This is a genomic window from Roseateles sp. P5_B10 (assembly GCF_056400485.1).
Map to the genome: position 1 here is coordinate 1 of NZ_JBFULE010001032.1, position 1,596 is coordinate 1,596.

Here is a 1,596-nt window from a genome sequence, read left to right on the forward strand (position 1 = left end):
ATGTCAGGGTCGTCGACAAAATCGCTCACGTTGTTCGGTCGGTGCTTGCAGCAGCGTCTTGAAATAGTAGCCAAGCATGCCATTGACGCGAGCGCGGCCGGCGTCGTCCRGCCACGTGTCGACGCGTGAACGCCAGACGGCGGCGCAGGCTCCGGGATGCAGGCCCTGGTCGGCGCAGTCCAGCAGGGCCTCRAAGCCGCCACGCCAGCGCTCGAAATMGGCGCGGCTCATGACCGGACCATGGCCAGGTACCAGGCGCTGGAAAGGCTGGGCGGAGAGGCGTGCCAGCGCCTCGCGCCAGGCGGGTGGGCAGGCGGTGTCCATGAAGGGCACCGGCAGCGTGACAAGGTCGCCAGCGGCCAGTGTGCCGGTGGCCGCGTCCAACACCCACAAGTCGCCACCGCTGACGGCGGTTTCGATGCCGATCTGCAGGCGGCGGCCGGCGATGGTCCGGGCCGAGGCTGTCCCAATCTCACGATCGGGGCGCAGGGCCGCAGCCTGGTTCAGCAGTTCGAGGTCAACGCGCATGACGGCCGCCTGATCGGGCGGTGCCGTGGGAATGGCCTCCATCAGCTGGCGGCGGTAGCGGTCCAGCCAGCCATCGGCCGCCAGCGCCTTCGCTACCGCGGGCGACGCCCAGGCTTCAAGCCCAGGCCTTTGCGAACGCAACCAGGCGTTGCCGCCGAGGTGGTCGAGGTGCCAATGCGTGTTCAGCACCGCCCTCACCTGCCCGCCCGCCGCCGCGAGCGCCGCTTCGGCATGAGCGCGGTGGCGGCCGCTGTCGATCAGCAGCCAGCCCTGATCGCCCTGCAGCAGCAGGCTGTTGCCGTCGGGCTGGCGGCCAGCCTCGAAACCACCGGGCACCAGGACGACGCCGAGCGCGAGCGGCTGCGCCGTCACCGCCGCCGCGGCGGCCAGGCACAGCACGGCGGCCCACGCGCGCCGCAGTTTCGTCATGGCGAGTCCTCGCGCACGCCCTGGTCACCATAGAGCTGCATCGTCACCGCGCCGGCCTCACCGCGCTGGAAGCCAACGCGCACGCCGGTGGGATGGATGAACTGCAGCGGCACGCCATCGGCGGCGATGGGCGTCAGCGCCAGACGGTCACCGTTGGGAAACACCAGGGTCAGCTGCGCCTTGGCCTGTTCAATCTGCACGCGCACCCCCATGGCGGCGAACAGGTAGCGCCCAGCGAGGCCTTGCAGAGCCGCCTCGTCCACGGCAGCCCGGCGCACGCGCGTCTCGCGGAACTGCGTCCAGCCATAGGCGCGTGACACGGCCGCCAGCAGTTCAGCGCTCAGCGCCCGGCCCGCTTCGGCGTTGGCCAGGTAGACCACACCATCACCTGTGTGCAGGTTGATGGCCATGCCGGCGTTGTAGCCCGTCGTGCCGCCGTAGTGGACGAGGAACTGTTGCTCGCCGTCGCCGACGAGCCTGAATCCATAGAGGTGCCCCTCGACGGGCGTGTCCAGCAGCGCGCGCATGCTGGACTTGCGGAACACCTGGCTGCGGCCCTGCCAGCCCTTGCGCAGTTCCGTCAGCAGCGTGGCGAGGTCGCCCGCGTCGGACCACAGGCCGGCCGCGGCGCTTTCGGGC

The 1,596-nt window shown here is 70.6% G+C and carries 2 protein-coding genes; both read right to left on the minus strand.

Annotated features, from left to right (window positions below; genetic code table 11):
* Positions 1-3: 3 nt before the first annotated feature.
* Entirely contained in the window at positions 4-957 is a 954-nt protein-coding gene (locus tag AC1DU6_RS30485) for an MBL fold metallo-hydrolase (protein WP_477861821.1), read from the minus strand.
* Positions 954-1,596: hypothetical protein (locus tag AC1DU6_RS30490; RefSeq protein ID WP_477861823.1), on the minus strand; the 643-nt coding region annotated here is incomplete at its 5' end. The genes AC1DU6_RS30490 and AC1DU6_RS30485, both read right to left, overlap by 4 nt.